Below are 2878 nucleotides of genomic sequence, written 5' to 3'. Positions count from 1 at the left end.
TGGAAAACCTGGTAAATCAGTTTAATGCTGTGCATGCGCGGATCGACAAGATGAGTCGCGTGTATCCAAAAGCGGTCTTGGAACGGTTGATCTACTTGCCAACACTTACCGAAGAGATGATGAAAGATCAGGACGTCGTTGCCGAGTGGGTCGATCAGCTCAGCGAGAGCTTTGCCGAAGTCTTATCGGGTGCCACCGTGTATCAGGCGTCGATTACCGAAGACAAAGAACGGCACCTCTGGCTACCGATGGTACAGGCCACAGCGCATGGACTATCAACAGATTATGTATTCTCTCATAACTTCTTTAATAGTCATGATTATGAGGCGATCGTGGCGTTGGGCGCTATTTTGCAGGGCATGATTGAAGATGGTGCTTATATTCAGCGTAATGATAAGAAGCGCGAAATTCAAAGCTTTGAAGAAGTTATTAGCTGGCTCATGAACGAAGCGAAACGTGGATATCAGATCCAGCGATATAAAGGGTTGGGTGAGATGAATCCTGAGCAATTGTGGGAAACCACGATGGACCCAGATGCCCGTCGTATGTTGCAGGTGACGGTTGAAGACGCTATTGCCGCCGACCAGATCTTCACCACACTCATGGGCGATGATGTTGAACCTCGTCGCGAATTTATCGAGTCAAATGCTTTGATGGTGTCGAATCTGGATTACTAGATCACAGTCGCTGAAAGGTTTCACTTGTTTAAAGGCGCTGATTTCAGCGCCTTTTTTGTGTCTGTCAGCAACGTGAGTTCGATAGAGGGGCTAGTTATTCCAGGGGATCTAGGGTCAAATCAAATAGTGTTCCACGTGGAACACTGCATCAGAATAAGCATTCAGAAACGCTTTTCCATCCAATAAACAGAATGGTATTGCCCAAACTTACGGCCGGCTTCATGCAATGTACCGACTTCTTTAAAACCGAATTTCTGATGTATGGCGACAGAGGCTTTATTCGGTAGCGTGATTAACGCGTGTGCTCGATGTACATCTTCATCAGCCAATTCTGAAAACAATCTGTCATAAAGTGCACTGCCCAAGCCTTTTTCATGGTAATCCCGTGCCTTATAAATACTGACTTCGACGGAGGTGTCGTAAGCGCGTTTTGGTCGAAGTGGACCGCTATTGGCATAACCGACGACACGTCCATTCGCTTCCGCGACCAAACAACGGTGTCTGCCCGATGTCGAAAACTGATTAAACCAAGGGCGGCGGGTGTCTACGGTGTAAGGTTCAGTATCAAAAGTTATCGCCGTTTCATTAATAAATGGGTTTAGGATCTGGACCATCGCAGGAAGGTCTGCCAACTCGGCCGGACGGATTAAAAAAGCCACCTGAATTTCTCCAAGAAGGGGTGAGGGAGGTTGAGCAGAATACTATTTAGGCCAGAAAAATTCTTCAGGAAATTTTCCATGCTTATTTGGCAATAGACCTTCTTCTGCTAAGTACTGATACTGGCGCGCCGCGCCAGCGTGTTCAGTAATCTTACGTTGACTGTTGATAATCCGGTACCACGGCAATCCAGAATCCCTGGGCAGCGTTCTTAACCAGGCTTGTATTTGCCTGACGTGAACGCCACACAACTCAGCCAATTTGCCATAGCTGGTGTAGTTACCTTTTGGCACCGCAGCCAGCGTTTGATAAAACACGTCTTTTGATGTCATTTGCTTGGTTCGGATTAGAGTTGCGTCAAGACAGTGTCGGCACTGGACAGCTCAAATTCGCCAGGTTCATCGACCCCAAGCCACTCAACAACACCATCATTAACAATCATGGCGTAGCGACGAGACCTTACACCCATGCCTTTCTCGGTCAGATCGACAGTGAGACCGAGGGCATCCGCAAAATCAGCACTGCCATCACCGAGCATTAAAATAGCGTCGGCGTTTTGTTGTTTTGACCAGGCGTCCATTACCCAAGCGTCATTCACGCTGGTACAGATGATTGAATCCACCCCGCGTGCTTTAATTTCATCGGCCTTTACCACAAAACCCGGAACGTGCGCCGCGCTGCACGTTGGGGTGAAAGCCCCTGGCAAGGCAAACAGCACCACCTTTTTATCGCTGAACAGGGCTTCTGTGCTGACGGCTTGCGGACCCGTTTCCGTCATTTGGTAAAGATTAACATTGGGCAGCGTATCGCCAACTTGAATAGACATAGAGTTAGATTTCCAATTAGGTTAAGTTTACATTTCTCTTTCGTGACCCAAACTCAGAGCCGTTGCTTCAATTACCCGGTGCGTTCAGTACCGGAGCATATTGCCAATTAGTAAAACAACTCATTGGTTTGTGTCACACGTGCGGTTAATGGTTAAACAAAGTAAAGATGATACTGAATGGTTAAGAATACAAGTCAGACAGACAACATAATACTGCGACCAATCACCCACGCAGACAATGAAAACATGGAAAGGATCATCCGCACCGTATTGACAGAATTTGGTGCGAACAGGCCGGGATTTGCCTGGCAGGATCCGGAATTGTCCGATCTTACTTCAGCTTACGACCGCCCGGGTATGGCCTACTGGGTTGTGGAGGTTCAGGGGCGGCTGGTGGGTGGTTGCGGCATCGGCCAGTTGGCCTCCACTTCGTTATCGGCCGTCTGTGAACTGCAGAAAATGTATGTGAGCGGGGATGCGCGTGGCCTGGGCGTCGGGCAGCAATTGATTAAGACAGCGCTGGCGTTCGCGAAAAGCCACTATGGTTGGTGCTATCTGGAAACGCTGCATACCATGTCGCAGGCAGAACGTTTATATCGCTCTTCTGGGTTTATCCAGCTGCCGGCACCGTTGTTGCAGACAGCGCACAATGCGTGTGATCGATGGTTCTTGAAGGAATTGCGTGATTGATCGTAGTTGCTTGAACGCTCTGAAGTCA

Annotated in this window: 4 protein-coding genes and 1 pseudogene; 2 read left to right on the top strand and 3 right to left on the bottom strand. The window is 48.6% G+C overall.

Annotated features, from left to right (window positions below; translation table 11 throughout):
* Positions 1–677: pseudogene (gyrB, locus tag R3289_RS20480) on the top strand (DNA gyrase subunit B); the annotation flags it as partial.
* Between the two features lie 161 nt (positions 678–838).
* Here the strand turns inward: gyrB and R3289_RS20475 are convergent.
* From R3289_RS20475 to R3289_RS20465, 3 genes are read right to left on the bottom strand one after another with little or no spacing between them, the layout of a single operon-like run.
* Positions 839–1336 (bottom strand): GNAT family N-acetyltransferase, encoded by a 498-nt coding sequence (locus R3289_RS20475; protein ID WP_318927753.1) that lies wholly within the window; start codon positions 1334–1336, stop codon positions 839–841.
* Between the two features lie 42 nt (positions 1337–1378).
* Complete coding sequence (locus R3289_RS20470) at positions 1379–1666, bottom strand: MGMT family protein (protein ID WP_318927752.1); 288 nt, start codon at positions 1664–1666, stop codon at positions 1379–1381.
* Positions 1667–1680: 14 nt separating this feature from the next.
* Positions 1681–2160 carry a peroxiredoxin gene (locus R3289_RS20465; RefSeq protein WP_318927751.1) on the bottom strand — a complete coding sequence of 160 codons (480 nt, stop codon included), beginning with the start codon at positions 2158–2160 and terminating at the stop codon, positions 1681–1683.
* 177 nt (positions 2161–2337) lie between these two features.
* Between R3289_RS20465 and R3289_RS20460 the strand changes: the two genes are divergently transcribed.
* Positions 2338–2850: a GNAT family N-acetyltransferase gene (locus R3289_RS20460; protein ID WP_318927750.1), complete on the top strand. Its 513-nt coding sequence runs from the start codon at positions 2338–2340 to the stop codon at positions 2848–2850.
* The last annotated feature ends 28 nt before the right edge of the window (positions 2851–2878 follow it).

This window comes from Photobacterium sp., from assembly GCF_033720175.1.
In the GTDB taxonomy this organism is placed as follows: Bacteria; Pseudomonadota; Gammaproteobacteria; order Enterobacterales; family Vibrionaceae; genus Photobacterium.
This window is presented reverse-complemented; position numbering and strand designations above follow the sequence as displayed.

Excerpts from the sequence above, each read along its gene's own strand:
- R3289_RS20470 (WP_318927752.1), bottom strand. The coding sequence starts at position 1,666 with ATGACATCAAAAGACGTGTTTTATCAAACGCTGGCTGCGGTGCCAAAA.
- R3289_RS20465 (WP_318927751.1), bottom strand. The coding sequence starts at position 2,160 with ATGTCTATTCAAGTTGGCGATACGCTGCCCAATGTTAATCTTTACCAA.
- R3289_RS20460 (WP_318927750.1), top strand. The coding sequence starts at position 2,338 with ATGGTTAAGAATACAAGTCAGACAGACAACATAATACTGCGACCAATC.